Origin of the sequence: Actinoplanes sp. NPDC049118 (assembly GCF_040648555.1) — a bacterium.
GTDB lineage: Bacteria > Actinomycetota > Actinomycetes > Mycobacteriales > Micromonosporaceae > Actinoplanes.
Window position 1 is genome coordinate 1 of sequence record NZ_JBEZDY010000008.1, and the last position, 25,639, is coordinate 25,639.

Here is a 25,639-nt window from a genome sequence, read left to right on the forward strand (position 1 = left end):
AACCTCACCCAGTCCCAGATCGCCGACCAGATCGGCATCTCCCAGATGCACGTCAGCCGCCTGCTCACCAAGGCACTGACCAAGCTGCGCACCCACCTGGCCAGCGAGCTGATCTGACCTGCACCGATACGCAGAACGCCGGCCCGGTTCGGGCCGGCGTTCTGCGTATGCTTCTCCCTGCGAGGAAGCGAGTTGATGCTGTGAGCGAGCCCGACTGGGTCGAGCACGCCGTGTGGTGGCAGGTGTACCCGCTCGGCTTCGCCGGTGCGTACCCGTCCGGCGGCGACGGCGGCAAGCTCGGGCGGATCACCGACTGGCTGGACTACGCCATCGAGCTGGGCGCCTCGGGGATCCTGCTCGGGCCGGTCTTCGCGTCCGAGACGCACGGCTACGACACGATCGACCACTTCCGGATCGACCCCCGGCTCGGCGACGACGCCGACTTCGACGCGCTGATCGCCGCGGCACACGACCGCGGCCTGCGGGTGCTGCTCGACGGCGTCTTCAACCACGTCGGCCGGGGTCACGCCGCCTTCCAGGCCGTGCTCGCGCAGGGCAGCGACGCGCCGACGGCGCGCTGGTTCCGGCCCGGACGGCCCGGCGGCGGCGGGGAACCGCGGTACGAGACCTTCGAGGGTCACGACGCGCTGGTCGCGCTCAACCACCTCGAGCCGGCCGTCACCGACTACGTCGCGGACGTGATGACCCACTGGCTGCGGCGCGGCGCGGACGGCTGGCGACTGGACGCCGCGTACGCGGTCCCGGCCGAATTCTGGGCCGGCGTGCTGCCAAGGGTCCGTGCCGAGTTCCCCGACGCGTACGTGGTCGGCGAGGTCATCCACGGCGACTACGGCGACTTCGTCACCAGGTCCACCGTGGACTCGGTGACGCAGTACGAGCTCTGGAAGGCCGTGTGGAGCGCGCTCAACGAGGGCAACTTCTTCGAACTCGCCTGGGCCCTCGACCGGCACAACGCGTTCCTGGACACCTTCGTGCCGCAGACCTTCGTCGGCAATCACGACGTGACGCGGCTGGCCAGCAGGATCACCGACGAGCGGCACCTGCCGCACGCCCTCGCGCTGCTACTCACGGTCGGCGGCACGCCGTCGGTGTACTCGGGCGACGAGCAGGGCTTCACCGGTGTCAAGGAGGACCGCGAGCACGGCGACGACGCGGTCCGGCCGCCGTTCCCCGCACGCCCGGACGGCCTCGCGCCGTACGGCTGGCCGCTCTATCACCTGCACCAGGAGTTGATCGGGCTACGCCGGCGGCACCCGTGGCTGCATCAGGCCCGGACGAGCACGGTGCACCTGGCCAACGAGCAGTTCGCCTACGAGGCCGCGGGCGTGGGCCGGCGGCTACTGGTGGCCCTCAGCGTCGGTGCCGCGCCCGCCGAGCTGCCCGTGCCGTACGGAAAAAGGGTCCTGAACGGCGACGCGAAGCTGACGGGCGCCGGCACACCGGACGCCACGGTGATTTTGCCCGCCGCCGGCTGGGCCGTGCTGGAAGCGTGAGAAGGCGCCCGCCGCACGGCGGGCGCCTTCACGACTAGAGGATCAGTACCAATACTTGCGGCCACCGATCGGGCGGCCGACGGATCCGAGGATCCAGAAGACGGCGCCGACGACCAGCAGGATGGCGCCGATCGTGTAGAGGACCGGGATGCTGAGGAAGATGCCCAGCAGCAGAAGCACGAGACCAACGATCAGCATGGGGGACTCCGTTCATCGGCGGACTTTCCGCCGACCCGCAGATACCCATCCCGCTCGTTTTCCAATCTCCCCGTCTCAGCGCTGAGGCGGGGAGAGCGCCCGGCTGACGTCGCCCGACGGCCCGTACGCGGTCAGGAATCTGTCCCGGAACTCGTTCATCCGCCAGACCGGGGCCGCCGGGTCCGGCTTGAGGCCGTCGGTCCAGCCCCAGTCGGCGACCTTGTCCAGCACGGTCTTGTCCTTGGCGAGGATGGTGATCGGCACGTCGCGGCTGGCGCCCTCGCCCGTCACGATCTTCGCGGCCTGGTGGTCGCCGAGGAAGACCATGACGGTGTTCTCGTCGCCGTACCGCTCCAGCCAGGTGGTGATCGTGGTCAGCGTGTACTGGATGGACCGCGAGTACTCCCGCTGTACCTTCGCCGGGTCCTTCCAGATCGACTTGGGCCGCTTGCCCTCCTTCTGGATCTGCTTGTAGACCGAGCCGTCGCCGACGTCGTCCCAGTCGATGAACTGCGGGATCGGCGCCCACGGCGTGTGGCTCGACACCAGCGGCATCTCGACCATCATCGGCGCGTGTTCCGGCCCGTGCACGTTCTTCTCGAACCAGGACATGGTGTACTGATCGGGCTGCGGCGCCCAGCTGAACTTGGGGCCGACGTAGCCGGTGTTGCGCGAGTCGAAGACCCGGTCGTAGCCGTAGAAACTGCCCTCCGGGAACGCCCGGGTGGCGCCCGGCATCACGCTCACGGTGTCGAACCCGGCCTTCTTGAAGGCCATGGTCATGGTGAGCCGGTCGCTGGCCATAAGGTTGCGGTACCGCTGCTGGTTGTTGATCCACACGCCGGACAGGAAGGTGGAGTGCGCCAGCCAGCTGCTGCCGCCGTACGTCGACGAGGTGAGGAAGCCGCTCTTGGCCGCGAAGCCGGCCTTCTTCAGGCTCTCGGTGCCCTCGGTGAGCACGTCGACCGTGCCGGGTGCCAGCTTCGGGTCCTCGATCGCCGAGCGGCCGTAGCTCTCGATGAAGGTGAAGAAGACGTCCTTACCGCGCAGCCCGGTCAGCAGCTGGTCACCCGGGGTGGCCGCGAAGGCGTCGTTCGCCGCCTCCCTGGTGAAGTTCTTCTCGTCGCGCAGGCCCGCCTTCACGGCGCCGGCCCGGTCGTAGACGTAGAGCGCCGAGCTGCGGGCGGCCACCGGGATGTTGAAGGCCTGCACGCCGAGCATCAGCATGACCACCCAGACCGCGGTGCCGGTGATGGCCGTGCCCGTGGTGGCCCGGCGGTGCCCGGCGGCGACCTTGGTGATCCGCATGGCCGCCAGGCTCATCAGCGCCAGGATGACGACGATCAGGACGACGACCCCGACCAGCGCGCCGGTGGCGCCGGCCTCGCCGACCGAGTCCTTGAGGAAGGACTGCGCGTCGTCGAGGAGCACCCAGTCGAGCACCAGGTCGAACGGCCGGTTCAGGGTCTCGTAGAAACCCATGTCGGTGATCTTCAGGACGGTCAGCAGGCCCAGCCCGGCACCGAGCACGCCCGCGACGATCCGCTTCCATCGGCCGGGCAGCAGGATGACCAGGCCGACGGCGACGAAGCCCTCGATGGGCAGGCGCAGGTAGGTGCCCGGGCGCTCCAGCCGGCTGATCACATTCGGCATGATCAGCGCGGCGAAGACCAGCACGATCGCCGACACGGTGAGCGCATGCCCGGCGATCCGGCGGATGCGGCCGCGCTCCCGTGCGAGCCCGGCCGCCGCCTTCGGCTCGGCCGCCGCTTCGGTGTCTGCCTTCGACTCGGCCACCTTGTCGGCTTCGGGCTCGGCCACCGTGTCGGCCTCGAGCTCGGCCACCGTGTCGGCCTCGAGCTCAGCCACCGTGTCGGCCTCGAGCTCAGCGACCGTGTCGGCTTTGAGCTCGGCCTCCGCCGCCGTCTCCGCTTTCGGAGCACGGCGGAACCGGGTGGCAAGTGCTTCGCGTACCGAACCAGACAAGACGTGGCCCTCCTCCGGGACATTCCCAACAGAGGAACGGATCTCGGTGGCCGGTAGTTCAATCGGCGCTCCGGGCCGGCGGCGCGCCCCGGCCCGGCCGAAGGGGAAGAGCCGGTTGCCGTGCCGGCCCGAGGTGCGGCGGATGGGGTTGACACATTGGGAGACGTCGATACAAGCTGGCCCTTCGATGGGACATGACATCGATGTCATCAGGGGGAAGCGCATGCTCGGATTCCGTACCGTCGCCGCGCTCGCGGGTGTGGTCCTGGCCGTGCCGGCGGGCTCGGCAGCACAGGCGGCTGCGCCGCCCGCACTGGTCGCGGAGCCCGCGGCGTACGTCAACCCGTTCATCGGCACCACGAACCTCGGCAACACCTACCCGGGCGCGGTGACGCCGTTCGGGATGCTGGCCTGGAGCCCGCAGACCTCGCGCGGCAACCAGATCTCGACGCCCGCGCCGGGCGGCTACCAGTACACGGCGACCCGGATCCGCGGGCTCAGCCTGACCCACCTCAGCGGAGTCGGCTGCTCGGGCGCGAACGGCGACATCCCGGTCATGCCGCACGTCGGCGACATCACGACGTCGCCGACCGCGGACGCCACCGACGCCGTCTACGCCAGCACGTTCTCGCACGCCAACGAGGCCGCCGAGCCGGGCTGGTACCGGGTCGGGCTGGACAGCGGGGCCGGCGCCGAGCTGACCGTGACCCCGCGGACCGGCTTCGGCCGATTCACCTTCCCCGCCCACAAGCCGGCCGGCCTGCTCTTCCGCACGTCGATGTCGGAGACCGGCAGCGAGGCCGCGACGGTGCACATCGACCCGGCGACGCGGACGGTCAGCGGCTCGGTGAGCGCCGGCAACTTCTGCGGCCCGCAGAGCACCAACAACTCGCACGCGTACTACACGCTGCACTTCGTCGCGATGCTCGATCAGCCGTTCGCCGCGACCGGAACCTGGAAGGACGCGACGCTGACCCCGGGCGGCACCGACGCCGAGGGTGGCAGCGGCTACAGCGCCACCGGGCGGCCCAACCCGGGCCGGGGCTCCGGCGGTTACGTGTCGTTCGCGCCCGGCACGACAAGCGTCGGGATGCGCGTCGCAATCTCGTACGTGAGCCTGGACGGCGCGCGGGCCAACCTGAAGCGGGAGTCGCCCGAGCGGAGGAACTTCGAGGCGATCAAGGCCGACGCCCGCAGGGCCTGGACGCAGCGGCTCAGGAAGATCGGCATCGGCGGCGGCACCGAGGACCAGAAGACCACGTTCTACACCGCGCTCTACCACGCCATGCTGGAGCCCACCCTGACCAGCGACGTGGACGGCCGCTACTACGGCGCCGACGACGAGATCCACAAGTTGTCCGCCCGGCAGGCGGCCCAGTACGGCACCTTCTCCGGCTGGGACGTGTACCGCGCCCAGGTGCAGCTTCTCGCCCTGCTCGACCCGAAGATGGCCAGCGACTTCGCCCAGTCGCTGTTCAACTACGCCACCCAGCGCGACGGCGAATGGGACCGCTGGCTGCTGCAGCACGGCAAGACGGCGGTCATGTCCGGCGACCCGTCGGCGGCCGCGGTGGCCGGCATGTACGCCTTCGGCGCCCGCGACTTCGACGTCCGGGGCGCCTTCGAGTCGCTGGTGCACGCGGCGACCGTGCCGACCGCGAACGACTCGAGCGACGCCGGCTGCAACGTCGAGTGCGTCGGCCAGCGCCCGTCCCTCGACAAGTACCTGGAGCTGGGATACGTGCCGGCCGACGACTGCCACTGCTGGGGCGGCGCCGCCGAGACCCTGGAGGACGCGGCGGCCGACTACGGCATCGCCGAACTGGCCAAGGCCCTGGGTGACAAGGAGCGGCACGCGGAGTTCCTCGGCCGCTCGCACAACTGGCGCAACGTCTTCGACCCCGGCGCCAAGGCCGACCCGGGCCTCGAGCACAACATCCGCGAGCGGATCACCGAGATCACCGCGAGCGCGGAGAACCCTCCCGGCGAGGGCAAGGCACAGGTCTTCGACGGCGACAAGGGCACTAAGTGGCTCACGTTCGCCACCACCGGCTGGGTGCAGGCCGGCCTGTCCGCGCCACTGACCGTCGAGAAGTACGCGCTGACCTCGGCGAACGACGTGCCGGCGCGGGACCCGAAGGACTGGCGGCTGCAGGGCTCGGCCGACGGCACCACGTGGACGGACCTGGACACGCAGACCGGCCAGACGTTCGAGAACCGGGGCCAGACCCGGCTGTACACCGTCGCCGAACCGCGGCCGTACAGCCATTACCGGCTGAACGTGACCGCCAACGGCGGCGCACCGATCGTGCAGCTCGCCGAGCTGGAGCTGGCCGACCCGGCCGTGCCGACCCCGGTGCCGGCCGACGGCGCCTACGTCGGCTGGATGCGCGACCGGTACGCCGACGGGCACTGGGCCGAGGGCTTCAGCCCGTCGACGGGCGCGGGCTTCGTCGAGGGCAGCAGCGCGCAGTACACCTGGATGGTCTACTCCGACGTCGTCGGACTGGCCGCGGCGATGGGCGGCGACAGGGTCGCGGTCGAGCGCCTCGACGCGTTCTTCCGCAACCCGGACGGCACGTTCGACCTGAGCGCCACCAAGAGCACGAGGTTCGACGCGACAAACGAGCCCGACATCCAGACGCCGTACCTCTACAACTACCTCGGCGCCGCGCACCGGACGCAGGAGACGGTACGGGCGATCATCGACGGCAAGTGGAGCAACGGGACCGGCGGCATCCCCGGCAACGACGACGCGGGCACGATGAGCGCCTGGTACGTCTTCTCCGCGCTGGGCCTCTACCCGACCGTGCCGACCCGCGCGGAGCTGGCGCTCACCACGCCGCTCTTCCCGCGGGCGGTCGTGCATCTGGCGAACGGCCGGGACCTGACGATCGACGCCCCGCGCACCGACAGCAAGGCCATCTACATACGGAAACTGACAGTGAACAGGAAAACGACCACGAAGGGGTGGCTACCCGCGAGCACGATCACCACCGGTGGCAGGCTCAGCTTCACCCTGTCGGCCACACCCAGCCTGACCTGGGGAAGCGGCCCGGGAGACGTGCCGCCGCAGAACTAGTCGTAACCCTGCGGAGTCGCGACGGCGGGTGCCCTGACGAGGAATCGTCCGGGGCACCCCCACGTCCGTGGCTGCGGAGAGTGGTTACCGTTGAGGCGGGACCGCGGGTCCCGACACCGAGGACGGGAGACCGCTCAGCCCATGCCCCCCGTGGACGATCTACCCAGCTTCCTGCACGGCGTCGCTCCCATCCTGGACAGGTGGGGCTACCTCGCCATCGCGGGTGTCATCGGGGTCGAGAGCTTCGGCGTACCCGCGCCGGGCCAGACGCTCATGATCGCCGCGGCGATCTACTCGAGCTGGGGCCGGCTGGACATCTTCGCCGTCGCGGCGGTCGCCTTCGTGGCGGCCGTGCTCGGCGACAACGTCGGCTACTGGATCGGCGTGCGCGGCGGCCGCCGGGCGGTGCACCGCTTCGGCAAATACATCTTCATCACCCCGGAACGCCTGGAGCGCGCGGAGCGGTTCTTCGCCCGGCGCGGCAACCGGATCGTGGTGGTCGCCCGCTTCATCGACGGCCTGCGGCAGCTCAACGGCGTGATCGCCGGCATCACCGCGATGCCCTGGCGGACCTTCCTGATCTACAACACGATCGGCGCCGCGCTCTGGGTCGGCTGGTGGACGACGGTCGCCTACCTGCTGGGCACCCACCTGGTGGAGATCATCGACCGGGCGCACGAGTACCGGTACTGGGCGATAGCCGCGGTGGTGATCGCGCTCGGCGGCTATGCCTGGCTGCACATCCGGCACGTCCGCCGGCGCCGCGCCCGCGCCGCCGCCGCTTGCGCACCGGAAGAGGCCCGAGCCTGACGGATAATCCATGGATGACCGAGCACGTGGAGGTACTCGTCATCGGCGCGGGGTTGTCCGGGATCGGCGCGGCCTACCGGCTGCAGACCGAGTGCCCGGGCCGCAGCTACGCCATCCTCGAGGCACGCGAGACCAGCGGCGGCACCTGGGACCTCTTCCGCTATCCCGGCGTCCGCTCCGACTCCGACATGTTCACGCTCGGCTACCCGTTCCGGCTCTGGCGGCAACCGAAGTCGATCGCGGCGGGCCGGACCATCCTCGACTACCTGCGCGATACCGCCGCCGAGTACGGCATCGACAAGCAGATCCGCTTCGGCCAGCGGGTGGTCGGCGCGGCCTGGTCGACGCCGGACGCGCGCTGGACGGTGCGTACCGCCACCGGCGACGAGTGGACCTGTTCCTTCCTGTACGTGTGCACCGGCTACTACCGCTACGAGAGCGGCTACGAGGCCGACTTCCCGGGGCGCAACGGCTTCGCCGGTGAGACCGTGCACCCGCAGCACTGGCCGGAGGACCTGGACTACACCGGCAAGCGGGTGGTGATCATCGGCAGCGGGGCGACCGCCGTGACGCTGGTGCCCGCGATGGCCGAGCGCGCCGCGCACGTGACGATGCTGCAGCGCTCCCCCAGTTACCTGCTGGTCCTGCCGACCGGGGAGAGCGCCGTCAAGCGGCTGAGCCCGCGCCTGGTCCGCGCCCGCAACGTGTTGCTCACCTGGGCGCTGTACCAGGCGTCGCGGCGCTGGCCGGAGCGGACGGCGAGGGCGCTCAGGGAGGGCGTGGCGAAGCAGCTTCCCGCGGACGTGCCGGTGGATCCGCACTTCGTACCCCGCTACGACCCGTGGGACCAGCGGCTCTGCGTCGTGCCGGACGGTGACCTGTTCGCCGCGATGCGATCCGGCCGGGCCTCGGTGGTGACCGGCACGATCGAGACGTTCACCGAGAGCGGCGTCCGGCTGACCGACGGCGGCCACCTTCCGGCCGACTTGATCGTCACCGCGACCGGCCTGACGATGGTGGCGTTCGGCGAGATCGCCCTGACCGTCGACGGCCGGGAGATCGACTCCCACGACCTGCACGTCTACAAGGGAATGATGTTCGACGGCCTGCCCAACCTCGCCTGGTGCGTCGGCTACACGAACGCCTCGTGGACCCTGCGCGCCGACCTGACCTCGCGGTACGTCTGCCGGCTGCTCAACTACATGGCCCGGCACCGGATCGACGTCGCCACCCCGGAGCTGCCGGCGCAAGCGCACGACACAGGCCGGCCGCTGATGGATCTCGACTCCGGCTACGTCCGGCGGGCCGCCGCGGTACTTCCCCGGCAGAGCGACCGCCGCGCCTGGCGGATGCGCAATAACTACCTGCTGGATCTGCCGCGGATGCGACTGGGCCGCATCGACGACGGTGACATGCGGTTCGCGCGGACCAGAACGGGAGCATGATCGTGAATCGTTTCGAATTCGCCGGACGCACGTGTGTCATCACGGGCGCGGCCAGCGGCATCGGTGCCGCGCTGGCGCTCGACCTGGCCGGGCGCGGCGCCGTGCTCGCGCTCGTGGACCGGGACGCCGAGGGCCTCGCCAAGATCGCCGGGCAGGCCCGCGAGATCGGCGCGAAGGAGGTCAGCACCCACGTCGTCGATCTCTCCGACGGCGGCGACCGGCTGGACCTGGCCGCCGAGGTCGCCGCCCGGCACGGCGGAGCCGACCTGCTGATCAACAACGCCGGGGTGGCGCTGAGCGGCACGTTCGACGAGGTCAGCATGGCCGACTTCGACTGGCTCATGGAGATCAACCTGCATGCGGTGATCAGGACCACGAAGGCGTTCCTGCCGCAGCTGATGAGCCGCCCGGGCGCACACGTCGTCAACATCTCCAGCCTCTTCGGTCTGATCGCCCCACCCACCCAGGTGGCCTACGTGACCAGCAAGTACGGCGTCCGCGGCTTCTCCGAGGCGCTGCGGCACGAGCTGTCCGGGACGGTCGGCGTCACGGTCGTGCACCCCGGCGGCATCAGGACCAACATCGCCACCAGCGCCCGGCTGACCGTCCCCGACGTGGACGGCAGCCAAGCCGCCCGGGCCGCCGAGTTCACCCGCACCGCGCTGACCATGCCGCCCGAGGAGGCGGCGAGGCTGATCATCGCGGCGGTGCGGGCCCGCAAACCCCGGCTGGTGATCACCTGGGCGGCCAGGATGGCCGATGTGCTGGCCCGCGTCGCGCCCGGCCGGTACTGGAACGTCCTGGCGCGTCAGGTCGCGAGGAGGAACATGTAGGCGCCGTGTCGGCGCCGTGTCAGCGGGTCCGCGCACGCTGGGACGCATGACAGCTGATCTGGTGATCGAGGCCGAGGGCCTCGTCAAGCACTTCGGGTCGACGAAGGCCCTGCAGGGCGTCGACCTCGCGGTGCCCCGGGGGACCGTGCTCGGCGTTCTGGGACCCAACGGCGCGGGCAAGACCACCGCCGTCCGCATCCTCTCCACGCTGCTGAACCCGGACGCGGGCCGCGCGAGCATCAGCGGCTTCGACGTGGTCCGCGAGGCCGAGAAGGTCCGCCAGGTGATCGGCCTGACCGGCCAGTACGCCTCCGTCGATGAAGACCTGACCGGCCGACAGAACCTAGAACTCTTCGGCACCCTGCTGGACTTGGGCCGGGCCGGCGCCCGCCGCCGGGCGACCGAGCTGCTCGAGTGGTTCGACCTCACCGACGCGGCGGGCCGCCAGGCCAAGACCTACTCCGGCGGCATGCGCCGGCGCCTCGACCTGGCCGCGAGTCTGGTCGGCTCCCCCGACGTGATCTTCCTGGACGAGCCGACCACCGGCCTCGACCCCGCCAAGCGCGAGGACATGTGGGACGTCGTCCGCACCCTCGTCAAGGGCGGCTCGACCGTGCTGCTGACCACGCAGTACCTGGAGGAGGCGGACGCGCTCGCCGACGAGATCACGGTGATCGACCACGGCCGGGTCATCGCACACGACACCCCCGAGGGGCTCAAGCGGGTCGTCGGCGGCCAGACGCTGGAGGTCCGCCCTTCCGACCCGGGGCAGCTGCGGCTGACCGCGTCGATCCTCTCCGAGGTCTCCTCGGGGGCGCCGGCCGACGAGATCCGCAAGGGCATGCTCGCCGTTCCGGTCACCGACGACCGGGCCATGACCGAGGCCGTGGCCCGGCTGGCCGCCGCGGGGGTCGCCGTCACCGAACTCGCCCTGCACCTGCCGAGCCTCGACGAGGTCTTCTTCACGCTCACCGGGCGGACCGCCGCCGATGACGACACGACAAAGGAAGAGGTGGCGGCGTGACCACGACCATCGGCGCTCCCCGGACCGGCAACCCGGTCATGCCGACGACGGTGACCCCGAATCCGCGGCCCTTCCGGCTCGTGCGGCACTCCATGGCCCTCGCCAAACGCAGCCTGATCAAGACCGCGCGGACGCCCGAGGCGCTCATCGACGTGACGCTTCAGCCCGTGCTGTTCCTGGTCATCTTCGTGTACATCTTCGGCGGCGCGGTCGCCGGATCCACACACGACTACCTGCAGTTCCTGCTGCCGGGCATCCTCGCGCAGACCATCGCGACCGGCTGCATCGCGATCGGCGTCAACCTCAACACCGACCTCGCCAAGGGCATCTTCGACCGGTTCCGGTCCCTGCCCGTGCCACGCTCGGCGCCGCTGCTCGGCGCGGTGCTCGGCGACATCGTGCGCTACGTGATCGTCACCTTCTCCACGCTGGCGATCGGCTACGTGATGGGCTTCCGGATCACCACCGATCCGCTGAGCGCGGCCGCCGGCTGTGCCCTGGCGGTGCTCTTCGCGCTCTGCCTGAGCTGGCTGCCGGTCTACGTCTCGATGAAGGTGCGTACCCCGGGCGCGGTGCAGGGCCTCATGTTCGCCGTGATCATGCCGTTGAGCTTCGCCTCCAACGTCTTCGTCGGCACGGCCACGCTGCCCGGCTGGATGCAGGGATTCGTCGAGGTGAACCCGCTGACCCACCTCGTCGGCGCGATGCGGGGCCTGTTCCTGGGCACGCCGCTCGGCAACCACGCCTGGTGGACGCTGGCATGGTGCGCGGGCTTCGTCGTGGTGTTCATGCCACTGGCGCTGCGGGCGTACCGGAAGAAGGTCTGAGTCGGAGCAGGCGGCCCATCAGCTCCCGGATGCGGGCGCTGATGGCCGCCGCCAAGCTCTCGCCGGCCGGTGGGACTTTCGAGCGCAGCTAGGAAAAATAGGCGAAACGTTTGCGGGGTTCGCCGTTGATCGTGGTGAAGTCGCCGCCGGCGGCGACGGTGGCGCGGTCGCGGTCGACGGCCAGGACGCGGACGCCGATCACGCCGTTGCCCTTGGGCGCCCAGCCGGTGAGTGCGCCGCGGCCGTCGATCGCCGCGAGCTTGACCCGGTCGACCCCGCCGTCGGTGCAGGCGCCGTGCAGCCCGTTGCGGTTGGTCAGGCAGGCCCGGTCGAAGTGGCCGCCCACGAAGACCGTGCCCCGCAGCGAGGTGATCGCCACCGCGTCGCCGTCGAAGAGCCGGCTCCAGCGGACCGCGCCGACGTCCGAGTACGCGATGGCCCGGCCGCCCTGGCCGCCGGTCGCCGCGTAGACGCCCTTCTCGTCGGTGGTGAGCGCGTTGACCTGTGCCGGCGCGTTGGGCCGGAACGGCAGGTAGACCGCGCCGGTCTGTGCGTGCAGCGCGGCGATGCGCATCGTGCCCTCGATTCCACTGATCATGTGGAAGGCGCCGCCCGCGTAGACGTGTGCGCCCTTCGTGGCCAGGGCGTGCACGGAGTCGTCGGCGCTGGGCCGCCACCGGGTGTCGAGCGCCCCGTCCTCGAGCCTGAAGGCGGCCAGGTTGCCGCGGTACCGGCCGTCGACCGAGTCGAAGCTGCCGCCGACGTAGAGCCGGCCGCCGGCGATCGAGAGCGCGTACGGCGACCCCGTCATGACGTGCGAGAACGCGCCGACCTCGCCGGTGGACGCGTCGAGGCGGGCGAGGCCGTCGCGCCGGATGCCCGCGATCCGGTGGAAGCCGCCGCCGGCGTAGACCGACGTGCCGTTGACGGCGAGGGCGCGAACGGTGCCGTCGGCGGACGGTGCCCAGTCGAGCAGCGCGCCGGAGGCGACGTCGAACGCCGCCAGCCGCTGCCGGGCGTAGCTGCGCCCGCCCCACCCGACGCTGGTGAACGATCCGCCGACGTAGACGGCATCGCCTCGGTACGCGATGGCGTACACCGATCCGTTGAAGAGCGGGGCATCGGCCGGGCTGGAGCTGACCGCCCGGGCGGGGGCGACCCCGGCCGTGGCGGCGATGGCGGCGGCCGTGCCGAGGGTCAGGAGACGACGAGCGGCGGTGCGCAGGGCATTACGCTCAAATCGGGGTAAACGCACATGTCATTAACCGTCCCGGCTCGGGGAAAGTCTCGCTGCCGCGCCGTCGTCTAGCCTCGGCGCCTGAGTAAAATCCTGGAGCTCCGGCGCCCCGCCCTCGAGCTGTTCGTCCTCGGCGGGCGGCCGGGCGCGCAGGCCGAGCAGCTCCAGCCACTCGACCAACTGGCGGTGCACCGCGTCCGGCCCCTCGAGATCGCCGTGGGTGATCTGCCAGTCGGCCGGGTGCACCAGCATCGCGTCGGTCTGCCAGCCGCCGAGGCCGCCGTGCGAGCCGACCAGCTCCTCGAACGCCGCCACCTCGTCGGTCACCGGGTCCACCGAGCTGATCAGCACCAGGTCGCCAACGTGCGCGGCCTGCTGATGCCGCAGCAGGTCGGCGCGGGCATGCGGCCCGTACGGCAGCAGCGGATCCGCACCCTCGACCGTGCCGTCGGTGAGCCGGTGGCTGCCCGCCGCTCCGACGGCGACCGGCCCCTCGTCGTCCACGACCACCAGGCCGATGCCGGGATGCCCCGCCAGACCGGAGATGAGCTGCGGATACTCCCGGTCGATCCGGGCCCGGTCGAGCCGTTCGGGAAAGCGGGTCAGGTAGATCAGCGCCAGGTTGCCCGACGAGACGACCAGCAGCGGGGCCACCGGCGAAGGCGGGAAGTCCGGCTCCGCGGTGGCCTCCTCCTCGGCGGGCACCGCCGGGGCGTCCGCCCGGTCGGGCGCCGAGAAGCGCTCGACCACCTCGTTGAGGGTCTCGCCGTGCCGCTGCCGGAACGTGGCGCCCTGGCTCTGGCCGTGGTCGGAGAGGATGACGATGCGGTAGCGGCGCCCGGCCTCCGGCGCCAGGCGCTCGAGCACCCCGAGCATCCGGTCCAGGCTCTCCAGCTGCCGCATCGACTCGGGCCGGGCCGGGCCGGCGTGGTGCGCGACCTCGTCGTAGTCGACCAGGTCGCAGTAGACGGCGGGCGCGCCGCGGGCCATCTGCTCGGCGATCAGCGAGATGTTCACGTCGCGCAGCAGCATCGAGGCGGGCCGCAGCGCCAGGAAGGCGCCGGACCGGCTGACCCGGGGCTGCAGGTTGCGGCGGCGCTGGAGCCGGGCCTGGTGCAGCTCGGTGAAGACCTCGCCGACGCCGAGCACCAGCGCCCGGGTGAAGCCGAACGGGCTGGCCATGAAGGCGGCCCAGCCGCGGGCCGAGCGGCCGGGCAGGGCCGCGTGGCTGACGGTGAGCAGCCTGATCGCCGCGTCCCCGGAGAACGCGTTGCCGATGCTGACGCCGCCGTCGCGCAGCAGCCCATCGCCGTCGGAGAACCGCTTCTCGATCATCGCCGCGTCGCGGGGCCGGTTCGACACGATCAGCCGGCCGGTCTCCTTCTCGTACCAGCGGAAGCCGGGTATCTGCCGGGAAGCGCCGTGCAGGATGCCGGCCTGCGAGGCGGGCGTCGTCGACGGCAGTCCGGTGTGCCAGCCGCGCATCGCGTGCGTGCCCGCACGCAGCCAGCGCCCGATGGTCGGCAGGTTGCCGGCGCGCACGGCCCAGCGCAGCACCGGCTCGCTGACCCCGTCGAGCTGCACCATCAGCAGGCCCGGCTCGTTGCCCGGCGGCGGCCGGCGCAGCGTGATCAGGCGACCGCCCGCCTGCCGGGCCTGGCGCCGGCGGATGCCCCGCATGAGCCGCCGGGCCTCCTTGACGAACGTGTCCTCGGTGCCGCTGTCGAACATCCAGTCCAGGATCGCCGCGCACACCACGGCCAGCACCGCCGCGATGCCGACAGTCGGCCAGCCGCTGAGCCGTTTCGACGGGTCCAGCTCAAGCGCCACCACCATCACGACGACCTGGGCGACCACGCCGAGCAGCATCGCGCCCCAGCCGCCCAGCGCGACGACGCCGGCCAGCAGCAGGGGGCGCAGGACCGCGCCGACGGCGGCGACGAGCACCACGAGGCCGAGCGTGTCCAGCACATCCGTGCTGCGCACGCCGGGCATGAGCCACAGGGTGAAGCTCAGGACGAAGAACGTGGTCGCCGCGCTGCGGACGACCGCGCGGGCCCGGTCGACGACCCGCGGCCAGGCGAAGATCGCGCGCAGAGCACTACGGCGGTCCCGGACGGCCGGGACCGGCACGGGATCCCACGGGCTGCCCCCGGTGCTTACGGCCACCGGAAAACGATCGCACAGCCGGGCCCGCCCGCGCGCCCGACGTAGCCAACGCCATTCACCACACCGGGCGGAACCGGTACGTCACCGACCGCGTCGGACCCGATACCGTCGACTCCGTGGAGGGCACCGTGCGACTCAGGACCGTTCTGCCCGGCATTGCGCTGCTCGCCCTGTCCGGTGCGTGCGCCGGCACGGAGCCCAGCGTGATGAACGAGGCGCCGACCACCTGGACGGTGCCGGCCAAGTACGGCTTCACCCTCGCCTCCGACTGCGGCGAGCGGGCGCTTGTCGGCCGCTTCAAGGTCACCGTGGTGGACGACAAGGTGGTGCACGCCGAGGGCCTCGACGACTCCGCCCGCCGGGCGCTGATGCTGCGCCTGGCCGATCTGGTACCCACCCTCAAGCAGCTGGAGGCGGAGGCCGAGACGGCACGCCGCGAGGGTGCGGACGTGGTCGAGGTCGAGCGGGACCTCTCCGACGCACACCCCACGAAGATCGTCATCGACAAGTCGCTGAGCGCCGTGGACGACGAGTCGTGCTACACGATCGAGGACTACACGATCGGGCTAACGCAGGCACCGTCGCCGACCTCGTCGCGATAGGTTCGTGGCTCGGCGAACGGACCGGGGAGGCCCGCATGCGGGTCGTACCCGTCGTCCTGTCGGCCGCTCTGCTGCTGGTCGGCGCCTGCGACTCGTCGTCGCCGGCCGCACCGCCGCCGGCCGCACCGGCCGCAGAGAAGCGCGTGGTCGGCTACTTCACCGACTGGGGCGTCTACGGCCGTAACTTCCAGGTCCGCAACGTCGGGGCCAGCGGCGCCGCCGGCGAGCTCACCCACCTGGTGTACGCGTTCGGCAAGCTTGACGGCGGCCGGTGCGCCACAAGGGACAGCTGGGCCGACTACGAGAAGCCGATCGCCGCGGCGGACAGCGCGGACGGGGTCGCCGACACCCGCGGTACCGGGCTGCGCGGCAACTTCGGCCAGCTCCGCAAGCTCAAGGCCGCACATCCACGGCTCAAGGTGATCTGGTCGTTCGGCGGCTGGACCGGCTCGAAGGGCTTCGCCGAGTCCGCCAGAGATCCGGACGGCTTCGCCGCCTCCTGCCACCGGCTGCTCACCGACTCCCGCTGGGCCGGCGTCTTCGACGGCATCGACATCGACTGGGAGTACCCGAACGCCTGCGGGCTGGTCTGCGACACCAGCGGGCCGGGCGCCCTGCCGGCGCTGCTGACCTCGTTGCGCGCCGCGTTCGGGCCGGACGCGCTGATCACCGCCGCCGTGCCGGGCGACCTCGGCAAGCTGAGGGCCACCGACTACGCGGCCGCCGCGCGCCCCGCCAACTGGCTCAGCGCGATGACCTACGACTTCTTCGGCACCGGCGCCGGCACCGGGCCGACGGCGCCGCACTCGCCGCTGACCGCGTACCCGGGCATCCCGCGCGCCACGGCGACGACCGACGCCACGATCACCGCGCTGCTCGAGCTCGGCATTCCGGCAGAGAAGCTGCTGCTCGGGGTGGGGTTCTACGGGCGCGGCTGGACCGGGGTCAGCGCCGCCGGCCCGGGCGGAAGGGCGAGCGGGCCGGCGGCGGGCAGCTTCGAGAAGGGCATCGAGGACTACGCCGTGCTGCGCGAGACCTGCCCGCCCACCGGGACCGCCGGCGGCACGGCCTTCGCGCTCTGCGGCGGCCAGTGGTGGGGCTACGACACCCCCGACACCATCGGGACCAAGATGGCGTACGTCAGGAGCCGGGGCCTCGGCGGCGCCTTCGCGTGGGAGTTGTCGGGCGATACCGCGGACGCGCAGCTGGTGGCCGCGATGAGCGCCGGCCTGCGGCCCTGAGGCCGGTCTCAGCCGATGCGCACCCAGACGTTGTCGAGGATGCCCTGGAACTGGTCGTTGTCCGAGTAGGCGCCCTTGCCGCCGAGGCTGAGCGGGCGGTTGTTGGCGACCGAGAGCCGCTTGGAGATCGTCCGGTTGCCGCGGACCACCCCGTCGACCAGGACGCTCAGGGACCCGCCCCGGCGGCGGCACTCGATGGCGTGCCAGCTGCCGTCCGCCACCGGCGTCGAGCTGGTGACCAGTCTGATCCCCGGCCGGGCACCGACCAGGACACAGCTTGCCCGCCCGGCGGCGCCGTCGACCTGCAGCTTGTACTGGCTGCTGGTCGCCGAGTAGCCCTTCTGGAGGATGTTCTGCCCCTTGGTGGTCTGACTGCGGGCCAGCAGCACCATGGCGCCGTACGAGATCGGCTTCGTGCCCGGGTTGAGGTTGGCGGCGCTCGGGCTCTGCAGTGCGGCATGCGGGCACTTCCCGGTGGTGCACTTGGGCGGGAAGCGCACGGCCCGGCCGCTGCCGTGCTGGACGGCGAGGACCCTGCCGCCGTTGCCGGCGACCAGGCGCAGCGTGTGACCGTTGCCGGAGTCATCGGTGATCAAGCTGGACCGTCCACCGTCGAAGGCGTACCACGCGACGATCCTTCCCGCACCGGCCGCCGCCCCGGCGCTGGCCGCCTGCACCGCCGTGGTGCGGACTGCCGCCGGCACGGTGGCGGGGCGGGCGCCGGTATGCGGGCGGGCCGTGGCGCTGCCGTGAACCGTGCCGATGAAGGTCCCGGCGAGGATCGCGGAGACGACTAGACGACGAAATAGCATGTCCGAATTATTACTTGTGAACCATTTGGCCGTTCCCGCAATCGGCTAGGAGGGCCCATTACCATGCGAGGCCATTCGGACTAATCCCCCATTGGCGTGAATCCGCGTGGCCCCACCCGGCCAGGCGGACATCAGGACGACGGCCGCCCTCGGGTGACGCCGGCGTCCCGCACCGTCTCCGGGTAGGCGCTGTCCAGCGGGACGGCGCTCGACGGGACCAGTCCGAGTTGGACGCCCTGGCGCGGCAGGATCGCGTCGAGCAGCCAGTCGGCGGCGACCCGCACCCGGTTCCCCGGCATCGACAGCAGGTGGTAGCCGCGGGTGACGACCTTGGCGGGAAGCCCGGAGAGCGGCACGCCCAGCGGGTTCGCCGCCGAGTCGAGGCCACCGAGGTCGACCACGAATCCGAGATCATGGTGCCGGTACGCCCGGCGCCGGCCTCTCCCGTACGAGGCCGCGATGTTCTTCGCGACCAGGGCGCCCTGGCGGGTGGCGTGCTGGGCGGTCATCCCGGTGAGCTCGCCGGGCCGGGTCAGGTCGGGCACCGCGGCGGCGTCACCGCAGGCGTACACGTCCGGGTGGCCGGGCACGTTGAGGAACTCGTCCACCGCCAGGCGGCCCTGACGGGTCTCCAGCCCGACCGCGGCGACGAGCGGGTCGGGCCGCACGCCGACACACCAGATCAGCGACCTGGTCGGCACGAACTCGCCGTTGCTCAGGCGCACGCCGCTCTCGGTGGCCTCCTCGACGGAGCACCCGAGCAGCACCTGGACGCCGCGCTCGCGCAGCACCCCGCCGGCGGCGCGGCCCAGCCGCCGGTCCAGCGAGGGCAGCACCCGCTCGGCGGTGTCGATCAGCAGCCACCTCGGCCGGAGATCCGACCGCTCCCTGGTCAGCGCGTCGGTGAAGAGCACGCCCTGCGCCGCCACCTCCGTGCCGGTGTATCCGGCGCCGACCACGACGAAGGTGGACCGAGCGTCGCGCTCGGCCGCGTCCGCGGCGAGGATGCCGGTGGCCACCTCGGGCAGCAGCGGAAGGTAGAGGAAGTAGTCGGTGGGGTTATCGAAGACGGCCGTGGCCGGCGGCTACTCGTCGCCGCCGAAGTCCTCGAAGGCCTCCTCCATGACCTCCCCGGCCAGGTAGCCGGCGGCCATGCCGCCCGCGACGCCGGCGACGACCCCGCCCATGCCCGGCCCGTGTCCCCGGCCGTGGCCGCCGTGCGCCGGGCTGCCGTAGCTCTGCCGATGCGAGAGGGCCTCGCGCACCCAGCCGTCCACGACCTGGGCCCAGTCGGCGCTGTCCGCGTCGGCGTGCGGGACGGTGTAGCGGCCGAACGAGTCGTGGCCGCCGCCGAACATGCCGCCGCGCTTGTCGAACTCCAGCACGACCTCGACCGTCGCCGGGTTGGTAATGAAGGTCAACTCGACCTCGTTGACGCCGTGCGCGTACTGCGCCGGCGGGAAGTACTCGATCTCCTGGTAGAACGGCAGCGTCTGGTGCACACCGGCGATCCGGCCGTACTCCAGGTCGGCGTTCTTGAAACCGAAGCCCAGCCGGGCGAAGGCCTCGAGGATCCGCTCCTGGATCGGCAGCGGGTGCACGGCGACCGGGTCCAGGTCGCCCTTGTCGATGGCCCGGGCGATGGACACCTCGGTGCGTACCCCCATCGTCATGCCGCGCAGGTGCTGGCCGTGCACGGCGGTGATCGGCGTCTCCCACGGCATCACGATCTGGAACGGCAGGGAGACCTCCTGCTTCTCCGTGAGCCGCATCGGCCCGCTGACCTCGACGCGGTGGAACTCGCCGGTGGCGCCGTACTCGCCCTGGCCACCCTCGACCTCGACTCGGGTGACGAGCCCGAGCGTGATGTGTTCGATGTCGACGTCGTGGCTGCCGCCGACCAGATTCACCCGTCCCACCAGCCGCGCACCCGGCCGCGTGTTCGGATCGGACAGCACCGTGTCGACACTCGGGCCGCCCACGCCGAACGCGCCCAGCAGCTTCTTGAAACCCACGAGATCCCCCTACCCAGGACAGTCAGTTCGGGCAGAAGCTAACAAGTCAGACTGAATGCTTGCTGTGAGTGGTCACTCAGATGCGGGTGACCGCGGCCCGTGCCGACGCCGGGTCAGCGGCGGCGAGCGCCTGCTGCGCCGCGGCCCGGCACTCGTCCATTGTGTGCGCCGCCAGCGCCGCCCGGACCGCCGGTATCGCACCGGGGGACATCGACAGGCTGGTCACGCCGAGGCCGGTCAGCACCACCGCGAAGGCGGGATCCGCCGCCGCCTCGCCGCAGACCCCGACCGGGCGCCCGACGGCCGCGCCCGCCGCCGCGCAGAGGGCGATCAGCGACAGCAGCGCGGGCTGCCACGGGTCCAGCAGGTCCGCCAGTTCGCCGCTGCGCCGGTCGGCCGCGAACGCGTACTGGCTCAGGTCGTTGGTTCCGACGCTGAGGAAGTCGACGGCCTGCAGGATCTCGGCGGCTCGGACGGCCGCGGCGGGCACCTCGATCATCACGCCGACCGTGGACAGCCCGGCGTCGCGGCACAGCGCGGTGAACTCGGCGGCCTCCCGCACCGGTCGTGACCATCGGGGCCATGACGGCGACCCGGGCCGTGTACCGCCGGGCCGCCTCGGCGATCGCCGAGATCTGGGTACGGAGGATGTCGCCGCGGCGGCGGGCCACGCGCAGCCCGCGGATGCCCAGCGCCGGATTCGGCTCGTCGTGCTCGCGCAGGAACGGCAGCGGCTTGTCCGAGCCGGCGTCGAGGGTGCGGACGATGACCTGGCGGTCCGGCATGGCGGCGAAGACCTCCGCGTACGCGCCCACCTGCTCGGCCATCGTCGGCGGGTCCACGTGGTGCTGGAACAGCAGCTCGGTGCGGAACAGCCCGACGCCCTCGACGGCGGCGCCGCTGAGCTCGGCGGCGCGGCCGATGTTGGCCAGCAGGGCCACCCGGTGCCCGTCGGAGGTCCGCCCGCGATGCTCCCCGGCGGGCGCCGAGAGGGGCGCGGGCGCCGCGGCACCGTCGCCGGCCGCGCCGAGCGTGACCCGGCCGGTGGTGCCGTCGACCGTGACGACCGTGCCGTCCGGAATCTCCAGCGCACCCCCGCAGGCGACCACCGTCGGCAGTCCGCGCACCCGGGTCAGGATCGAGGTGTGGCTGACGAAGCTGCCCGCCGAGGTGACCACGGCGAGCACCAGGTCCGGATCGAGCAGTGCCGCGTCGGCCGGCGCCAGGTCGACCGCGACCAGCACGAAGGGGCAGCCCGGCTCGGGCAGCGCCGGCATGGGCAGGCCAAGGCAGTGCGCGACGACCCGGTCGCGCAGGTCGTCCAGGTCGGCGGCGCGCGCGGCCAGCCGCCCGCCGGCCGCGAGCAGGGCGGAGCGGTGCCCGGCGAGCACCGCGGCGACCGCGTGCGGTGCCTCCTGTCCGGCGCGCACGGCCCTCGCCACACCGTCGCGCAGGGTGCGGTCGCCGGCCAGCGCAGCCTGCACCCGCAGGATCTCCCCGGAGGTCGCATCGGCGGCGGCCGCCGCGCGCAGGCCGATGTCCGCGCACACCGCGTCGATCGCGGCGAGGGCGCGGCCCACCTCCCGCTCCGGGTCGGCCACGGGTCGCGGCGCGGGCAGCCGAGGCGGATCGGGCAGCCGGTACGCGGGCCCGGTGGCCGTTCCCGCGCTCACGCCGAGGCCCCGCAGCAGGTCAGGCACCGGCGGCGTCCGGGTCGGCGGCGAACAACTCGGCCAGGTTCTCCAGCGCCACGTCCGCGCCGCGCCCGTACGCCTCGAGGATCAGCTCCGTTCCGCACAGCGCGCCCAGGCTGAGCAGCGAGAGGACGCTGTCGGCGGGCACCGCCGGACGGGACAGGGTCCGCACGGTCACCGGCACGGGCTGCCGCGCCGCCGCGATCGCGATCCGGGAGGCCGCCCGGATGTGCAGCCCGGCGCGGCCGCCCAGCAGCACGGTGCGGATCACCGCCGCACCCCGGCGGCCTCGTGCACACAGCGCAGCCGGACGCCGGGGAACCGGCGCCGCTGCGGTACGTGCATCGCGTCCACCGGCCCGATCGAGATGAGGGTGAGGGGTGGAATCGTTGTACCGACGAGATCACCTACTGTCAACGGTCGCGTGCGCGGGAGCGCCCCGGATCGAGGCGACCGTTCGGTCCACCCCGAATCAACCGAAAGGACCGTCGCCCGGCCATCGACACATTTGCGTCATTGACGGAGTACGGCGGCAGCCGGTGCCGGCGGTGACGGGGGGCACCGGCTGACGCTCCATTGAGGAGTCGGCGGGGACGGGCGGCACGTGACCACAGAAGCGGTGATTGACCGCAACCTGTACGCTCACGGCTCCTTCCGTACGCCGATCGGACAGCCGAGAATGGATGACGCTCGCGACTGCGCTTATGCGGATTTCGTTCGTGAGCGTTCCCACGCCCTGCTGCGCTCGGCCTACCTGTTGACCGGCGACCAGCACCTTGCCGAGGACCTCGTGCAGGAGGCGCTGGCACGCACCCATCGGGCCTGGTCACGGCTAGAACGGCCGAGCAACGCCGAGGCGTACGCTCGCAAGGTCATGTATCACGCCCAGGTCTCCATCTGGCGGCGGCCGAAGGTCGCCGAGGCGCTGCCCGGTGACGGCCTGGAACGGCACGGCGGCAGCGTCGACGACCCCGCCGAGGCCACGGTCCGCCGGATCACGCTGCAACGCGCGCTGCTCTCGCTCAGCCCGAAGCAGCGCGCGGTGATCGTGCTGCGCTACTTCGAGGACCACACCGAGGTGGAGGCCGCGCAGATGCTCGGCGTCTCGGTCAGCACCGTCAAGACGCAGTGCGGCCGCGCCCTGGACCGGCTGCGCCTGCTCGTGCCCGACCTGCGGGCGTTCGCCGACGCGCAGGAGGCCGGCAGATGACCGCGCCCGATCCGTTGCGCGAGGAGCTGTGCGAGCTGGCCGACGTGGTCGTCCCCGCCGACCTGTACGAGCGTTCGCTGATCCGGTCGCGCAGGATCGGCCGCCGGGAGGCCGCGATCGGCACCACGGCGGCCGTCGTCGCGCTCGCCCTGCTGGGCAGCGGCCTGTGGCGGCTGCCGAAGGGCGCCGAGCCGGCGCCCCCGGTCGCGGTCGCGCCGGTCGGCCCCTCGGCCTCGGCTCCGGTGGCGCCGACGTCCGCGCCGGCCGTCCGGCCGGGCGCCGGCGAGACCCCCGGGAACTCCCGCCCGGACCGGCCCCGCCCGCGGAGCTCCACCTCGAGTCCGCGGTCGACCGCGCTCGGCGACCTGCCCGGCCAGATCTTCTACGCCGACGCCGGGGACGACGGGCGTCTGGTCCGGCTGACCGGCGCGGGAAACCCGTCGACCGTGCTGTCGGCCTCGAACTCCGCGGCCGGTGTCTCACCGGACGGCTCCCGGATCGCCTACGTGACCGACGGGACGCTGATGGTGGTGGACGCCGGCGGCGACGACCCCCGGCAGGTCTATGCGGGTACGGCCTCCGCCGAGCAGGCGCCGGCGTGGTCCCCGGACGGCGGCCGGCTGCTCATCGACGCGGCCGACCCCGGCGTGCTCGACGTGGCCACCGGTCGGCTGTCCCCGCTCGCCGCGGGCCTCGAGGGCCGGCATTTCCGCTGGTCGGGCGATGGCACCACGCTGGTCTACGCGACACCGGACTGCGGGCTCGAGGTGGCCGGCACCACCGCGCAGTCGGGCACGCCCGTGCCTGACCGCAGCGAGACGGACGGCCGGGCCGCGTGCCGCCCGGTCAGCGTCGACGCGACCGGCGACCTGGTCGCGGTGCAGCTCGAGCCGTCGGCGGCGGCGGATGCGGCCGAGGCACCCGCCGACGCGATCCTGGACACGGTGACCGGCGACGTCGTCGACCTGCCCGTCAGCGGCAAGATCATCGGTGCGGTCTTCGACCCGGACGGCAACCTGCTGGTCCGCTCCCAGAAGGGCGGCAAGACCCGGCTCTGGCTGTTCGCCCCGGACTTCACGCTGCTGGTGCAGGCCAGGGAGCCGTCGAGACTCGAGGGTCTCGACCTGCTGGCCTACACCCGGTGACCCCTCAGGGCAGGTACTCCTCGGGGCGGGCCGGCACGTCGGCGTCGGCGCCGCGCTTGCCGAAGATCTTCCAGCCGCGCTTGCGCTTCTCCGGCACCCGCACCTGCTCCCCGTTCAGGACGGCGAGCCGGTGCTGGGCCACCGGGTTCTCCGGCTCCAGCCTCAGCGAGAGCAGGAACGCCTGGCGGGCCTGATCGGCGTGGCCGAGCGCGTCCAGCGTGACGCCGTGGGTGAAGTAGAAGTGCGCCTCGTTCGGCTCCAGCCCCACCGCCGTGCGGGCGGCCTGCTCGGCGTCCGCGTACTGGCGGTCGGCGGCGAGCAGCGACCAGGCGACGCGGTCGTGCCAGAGCGGGTTCTTCGGCTCGACGATGACCGCCCGGTAGGCCATCGTGACGGCCTCCTCGTGCTGGCCGAGCAGGGTGAGCGCGCGGCTCGCGATCGCGAGCGGGCGGGGGTCCTCCGGCGCGAGGGCGATGGCCCGGTTGGCGGCCTCCAGCGCCTTGTCCACCTCGTCGAGGACGAGCCGGATGCGGGCCAGCAGGATCCAGCCGGCCGCGGAGGACGGGTCGGCGGCGAGTACCGGTTCCAGGTGCGCCGCGGCGGCCGCGGGGTCGACCCGCTCGAACAGAGCGGCGGCGCGCGCGACCCCGATCTCGGTCGGTGTGGTCAGTCCGGGAGCACCGGGCCTCTGCACCTTCAGCGGGCCCGCCTCCGGGTCGGTCATCCGTGTCCTCCCGGGTTGCAGCTCACACGGTCATCATCGGCACCGTCGCAGCCGTCATGAGCGGTTTCGCCGAATCCCACCCGCGAGGAGGAGGCCCGTCGCCGGGCCGGGCGTCAGGCGCCCGAGGCCGGCAGCCGGCCCGCGGATCCGGGGTCGTGCGGCCCGGCGACGGGCACCGACGCGTACGCCCGGACCGGGAACGTCCCGAACGCCGCGACCCGCGGCGGCGCCGCGGTGAACCGGGCGCCGGTCGGCGGCAGGCCCTCCAGGCCGGTCAGGTGCTCGACGATCGGGATCCCGGCGGCGAGCAGCAGCGTGTGCGCCGGCCGGGCACCGCCCGCGGCGGGGGAGCTGTCGTCGATGTTGACCGCGTCGATGCCGACCAGCGCGGCGCCGTGATCGATGAGCCACTGTGCGCCCGCGCCGGTCAGGTAGGGCGCGTCGACCGCGTACCCGGGCGTGGACCAGTGCGCGTCGCCGCCGGTGTGCAGCAGGACCGCGCGGCCGGCGACGTTCACGCCCTCGAGCGCGTCGACGCCGACGCCGCGGACGCCGCCGCCGATCGTGCGGACGACGACGGCGGGCAGGTCGGCGAGCCGCTCCAGCGGGATCCCGGCCAGGTCGGTGCCGTCGCCGTAGCGGTGGAACGGGCTGTCCAGATAGGTGCCGGTGTTACCGACCAGGGTGATCCGGTCGATCGCGAACTCGGTGCCGGGCGCGTAGACCCCGCGGGAGGCCTCGCGGGTCAGGAACGGCGTGATCTCGGGCGCGGGCAGCCCGGGGTACGTGGTCATGCCCGCGGAGATGACGTGGCTGAGCTCGACCCACCGCCGGCCGGGCTCGGAGGGCCCGCCCGGGGTGCCCAGGTGCGGCTCGGCGAAGATCCGCACGCCGCTCAGCGTCACGCGGTCCACCATCAGCAGCCGGCAGGCCGTCACGAACAGCGCGGAGATCTCCGCCTCGGTCGTGTCGGCGTGCGGCACGTCCACCCGGAAGCCCTGCGTCTGCAGGCCGCCTCCGTTGCTGAACGTGACGGTGGCGTCGAACTCGGCCCGATATTGCAGCACTGTC

General features: G+C 72.2%; 21 protein-coding genes and 2 pseudogenes. 12 read left to right on the forward strand and 11 right to left on the reverse strand.

Features of this window, described 5'->3' with window-relative positions:
* The coding region (locus AB0B58_RS13795; protein WP_360223654.1) for a sigma factor-like helix-turn-helix DNA-binding protein at positions 1-117 on the forward strand (117 nt) is incomplete at its 5' end.
* A gap of 83 nt (positions 118-200) precedes the next feature.
* A complete protein-coding gene (locus AB0B58_RS13800; RefSeq protein ID WP_360222744.1) occupies positions 201-1,514 on the forward strand; it encodes an alpha-amylase family protein in 1,314 nt (437 codons plus the stop codon).
* Positions 1,515-1,556: 42 nt separating this feature from the next.
* On the opposite strand, the gene AB0B58_RS13805 is transcribed toward AB0B58_RS13800, so the two are convergent.
* Positions 1,557-1,712, reverse strand: coding sequence for a hypothetical protein (locus tag AB0B58_RS13805; protein ID WP_360222747.1), 156 nt, complete (start codon positions 1,710-1,712; stop codon positions 1,557-1,559).
* 75 nt (positions 1,713-1,787) lie between these two features.
* Entirely contained in the window at positions 1,788-3,698 is a 1,911-nt protein-coding gene (locus tag AB0B58_RS13810; RefSeq protein ID WP_360222750.1) for a sulfatase, read from the reverse strand.
* Between the two features lie 223 nt (positions 3,699-3,921).
* On the opposite strand from AB0B58_RS13810, the gene AB0B58_RS13815 reads away from it, so the two are divergent.
* The 6 genes from AB0B58_RS13815 to AB0B58_RS13840 all read left to right on the forward strand — a co-directional run bounded on the left by AB0B58_RS13815 (position 3,922) and on the right by AB0B58_RS13840 (position 11,719).
* Complete coding sequence (locus tag AB0B58_RS13815) at positions 3,922-6,780, forward strand: GH92 family glycosyl hydrolase (protein ID WP_360222753.1); 2,859 nt, start codon at positions 3,922-3,924, stop codon at positions 6,778-6,780.
* A gap of 141 nt (positions 6,781-6,921) precedes the next feature.
* A complete protein-coding gene (locus AB0B58_RS13820; protein WP_360222756.1) occupies positions 6,922-7,590 on the forward strand; it encodes a DedA family protein in 669 nt (222 codons plus the stop codon).
* Positions 7,591-7,604: 14 nt separating this feature from the next.
* Positions 7,605-9,035, forward strand: a complete 1,431-nt coding sequence (locus AB0B58_RS13825; RefSeq protein ID WP_360222759.1) for an NAD(P)/FAD-dependent oxidoreductase — start codon at positions 7,605-7,607, stop codon at positions 9,033-9,035.
* A complete protein-coding gene (locus AB0B58_RS13830) occupies positions 9,032-9,868 on the forward strand; it encodes an SDR family NAD(P)-dependent oxidoreductase (protein WP_360222762.1) in 837 nt (278 codons plus the stop codon). The genes AB0B58_RS13825 and AB0B58_RS13830 overlap by 4 nt, the downstream gene beginning before the upstream one ends.
* 46 nt (positions 9,869-9,914) lie before the next feature.
* Positions 9,915-10,892: an ATP-binding cassette domain-containing protein gene (locus AB0B58_RS13835; RefSeq protein WP_360222766.1), complete on the forward strand. Its 978-nt coding sequence runs from the start codon at positions 9,915-9,917 to the stop codon at positions 10,890-10,892.
* Positions 10,889-11,719 (forward strand): ABC transporter permease, encoded by an 831-nt coding sequence (locus tag AB0B58_RS13840; protein WP_360222769.1) that lies wholly within the window; start codon positions 10,889-10,891, stop codon positions 11,717-11,719. Before AB0B58_RS13835 ends, AB0B58_RS13840 begins: the two co-directional genes overlap by 4 nt.
* Before the next feature lie 88 nt (positions 11,720-11,807).
* Here the strand turns inward: AB0B58_RS13840 and AB0B58_RS13845 are convergent, their stop codons facing one another.
* Both AB0B58_RS13845 and AB0B58_RS13850 read right to left on the reverse strand, forming a co-directional pair.
* Positions 11,808-12,974, reverse strand: a complete 1,167-nt coding sequence (locus AB0B58_RS13845) for a PQQ-binding-like beta-propeller repeat protein (RefSeq protein ID WP_360222772.1) — start codon at positions 12,972-12,974, stop codon at positions 11,808-11,810.
* 6 nt (positions 12,975-12,980) lie between these two features.
* A complete protein-coding gene (locus tag AB0B58_RS13850; protein ID WP_360222775.1) occupies positions 12,981-15,125 on the reverse strand; it encodes an alkaline phosphatase family protein in 2,145 nt (714 codons plus the stop codon).
* Between the two features lie 128 nt (positions 15,126-15,253).
* Between AB0B58_RS13850 and AB0B58_RS13855 the strand changes: the two genes are divergently transcribed.
* Together AB0B58_RS13855 and AB0B58_RS13860 are read left to right on the forward strand one after the other, a co-directional pair.
* Positions 15,254-15,727, forward strand: a complete 474-nt coding sequence (locus AB0B58_RS13855) for a DUF6174 domain-containing protein (RefSeq protein WP_360222778.1) — start codon at positions 15,254-15,256, stop codon at positions 15,725-15,727.
* A 35-nt stretch (positions 15,728-15,762) separates the two neighbouring features.
* A complete protein-coding gene (locus tag AB0B58_RS13860; RefSeq protein WP_360222781.1) occupies positions 15,763-16,968 on the forward strand; it encodes a glycoside hydrolase family 18 protein in 1,206 nt (401 codons plus the stop codon).
* Between the two features lie 8 nt (positions 16,969-16,976).
* Here the strand turns inward: AB0B58_RS13860 and AB0B58_RS13865 are convergent, their stop codons facing one another.
* The 5 genes and pseudogenes from AB0B58_RS13865 to AB0B58_RS13885 all read right to left on the reverse strand — a co-directional run bounded on the left by AB0B58_RS13865 (position 16,977) and on the right by AB0B58_RS13885 (position 21,760).
* The gene (locus AB0B58_RS13865) at positions 16,977-17,780 is read right to left on the reverse strand and encodes a LamG-like jellyroll fold domain-containing protein (RefSeq protein WP_360222784.1); all 804 of its coding nucleotides are present in this window, start codon (positions 17,778-17,780) and stop codon (positions 16,977-16,979) included.
* Between the two features lie 131 nt (positions 17,781-17,911).
* Positions 17,912-18,841: pseudogene (locus AB0B58_RS13870) on the reverse strand (FAD-dependent oxidoreductase); the annotation flags it as partial.
* A 24-nt stretch (positions 18,842-18,865) separates the two neighbouring features.
* Positions 18,866-19,795 (reverse strand): sporulation protein, encoded by a 930-nt coding sequence (locus AB0B58_RS13875; protein ID WP_360222787.1) that lies wholly within the window; start codon positions 19,793-19,795, stop codon positions 18,866-18,868.
* A gap of 76 nt (positions 19,796-19,871) precedes the next feature.
* Positions 19,872-21,495 (reverse strand): annotated as a pseudogene (locus AB0B58_RS13880) (putative PEP-binding protein).
* A complete protein-coding gene (locus AB0B58_RS13885) occupies positions 21,488-21,760 on the reverse strand; it encodes an HPr family phosphocarrier protein (RefSeq protein ID WP_360222790.1) in 273 nt (90 codons plus the stop codon). Before AB0B58_RS13885 ends, AB0B58_RS13880 begins: the two are co-directional and overlap by 8 nt.
* A gap of 408 nt (positions 21,761-22,168) precedes the next feature.
* Here AB0B58_RS13885 and AB0B58_RS13890 point away from each other — a divergent pair, with 408 nt between their 5' ends.
* Together AB0B58_RS13890 and AB0B58_RS13895 are read left to right on the forward strand one after the other, a co-directional pair.
* Complete coding sequence (locus tag AB0B58_RS13890; protein WP_360222793.1) at positions 22,169-22,699, forward strand: SigE family RNA polymerase sigma factor; 531 nt, start codon at positions 22,169-22,171, stop codon at positions 22,697-22,699.
* Positions 22,696-23,844, forward strand: coding sequence for a hypothetical protein (locus AB0B58_RS13895; protein ID WP_360222796.1), 1,149 nt, complete (start codon positions 22,696-22,698; stop codon positions 23,842-23,844). Before AB0B58_RS13890 ends, AB0B58_RS13895 begins: the two co-directional genes overlap by 4 nt.
* 4 nt (positions 23,845-23,848) lie before the next feature.
* On the opposite strand, the gene AB0B58_RS13900 is transcribed toward AB0B58_RS13895, so the two are convergent.
* Both AB0B58_RS13900 and AB0B58_RS13905 read right to left on the reverse strand, forming a co-directional pair.
* Positions 23,849-24,568 (reverse strand): tetratricopeptide repeat protein, encoded by a 720-nt coding sequence (locus AB0B58_RS13900; protein ID WP_360222799.1) that lies wholly within the window; start codon positions 24,566-24,568, stop codon positions 23,849-23,851.
* A gap of 113 nt (positions 24,569-24,681) precedes the next feature.
* Complete coding sequence (locus tag AB0B58_RS13905) at positions 24,682-25,635, reverse strand: cyclase family protein (protein ID WP_360222802.1); 954 nt, start codon at positions 25,633-25,635, stop codon at positions 24,682-24,684.
* Between the last annotated feature and the right edge of the window lie 4 nt (positions 25,636-25,639).

What these genes read in the sequence shown, in the direction of transcription:
- AB0B58_RS13805 (WP_360222747.1), bottom strand. Translation starts at nt 1,712, where the DNA reads ATGCTGATCGTTGGTCTCGTGCTTCTGCTGCTGGGCATCTTCCTCAGC.
- AB0B58_RS13815 (WP_360222753.1), top strand. Translation starts at nt 3,922, where the DNA reads ATGCTCGGATTCCGTACCGTCGCCGCGCTCGCGGGTGTGGTCCTGGCC.
- AB0B58_RS13820 (WP_360222756.1), top strand. Translation starts at nt 6,922, where the DNA reads ATGCCCCCCGTGGACGATCTACCCAGCTTCCTGCACGGCGTCGCTCCC.
- AB0B58_RS13825 (WP_360222759.1), top strand. Translation starts at nt 7,605, where the DNA reads ATGACCGAGCACGTGGAGGTACTCGTCATCGGCGCGGGGTTGTCCGGG.
- AB0B58_RS13830 (WP_360222762.1), top strand. Translation starts at nt 9,032, where the DNA reads ATGATCGTGAATCGTTTCGAATTCGCCGGACGCACGTGTGTCATCACG.
- AB0B58_RS13835 (WP_360222766.1), top strand. Translation starts at nt 9,915, where the DNA reads ATGACAGCTGATCTGGTGATCGAGGCCGAGGGCCTCGTCAAGCACTTC.
- AB0B58_RS13860 (WP_360222781.1), top strand. Translation starts at nt 15,763, where the DNA reads ATGCGGGTCGTACCCGTCGTCCTGTCGGCCGCTCTGCTGCTGGTCGGC.
- AB0B58_RS13865 (WP_360222784.1), bottom strand. Translation starts at nt 17,780, where the DNA reads ATGCTATTTCGTCGTCTAGTCGTCTCCGCGATCCTCGCCGGGACCTTC.
- AB0B58_RS13890 (WP_360222793.1), top strand. Translation starts at nt 22,169, where the DNA reads ATGGATGACGCTCGCGACTGCGCTTATGCGGATTTCGTTCGTGAGCGT.
- AB0B58_RS13895 (WP_360222796.1), top strand. Translation starts at nt 22,696, where the DNA reads ATGACCGCGCCCGATCCGTTGCGCGAGGAGCTGTGCGAGCTGGCCGAC.
- AB0B58_RS13900 (WP_360222799.1), bottom strand. Translation starts at nt 24,568, where the DNA reads ATGACCGACCCGGAGGCGGGCCCGCTGAAGGTGCAGAGGCCCGGTGCT.